We start from the raw sequence: 349 nt of genomic DNA, 5'->3' as shown, positions 1-349 counted from the left end.
CCATCGAAGCCGGCGGCCAGTCGATCCCGCTGACCATCGTCCGCCCCGAGGGCGTGAAGGGTGAGCTGCCGGTGTTCATGTTCTTCCACGGCGGCGGCTGGGTGCTCGGCGACTACCCGACCCACGCCCGCCTGATCCGCGACCTGGTGGTGAACTCCGGCGCCGTGGCCGTCTACGTCGGCTACACGCCGTCGCCGGAAGCCAAGTACCCGACCGCCATCGACCAGGCCTTCGCCGCCACCCAGTGGGTCGGCGAACACGGCAAGGAGATCAGCGTGGACAGCTCGCGTCTAGCCGTGGCCGGCAACAGCGTCGGCGGCAACATGGCCGCGGTGGTCGCGCTCAAGGC

The 349-nt window shown here is 70.2% G+C and carries 1 protein-coding gene; it reads left to right on the top strand.

What is annotated here, in order from left to right; translation table 11 throughout:
- A partial coding sequence (locus tag NF616_RS21175; RefSeq protein ID WP_252275741.1) for an alpha/beta hydrolase fold domain-containing protein occupies positions 1-349 on the top strand: 349 nt, incomplete at both ends.

Origin of the sequence: Pseudomonas subflava (assembly GCF_023823685.1) — a bacterium.
Lineage (GTDB): Bacteria > Pseudomonadota > Gammaproteobacteria > Pseudomonadales > Pseudomonadaceae > Aquipseudomonas > Aquipseudomonas subflava.
Note: the sequence above shows the minus strand (reverse complement) of the source record. Positions and strands in the feature narration are given on the sequence as shown.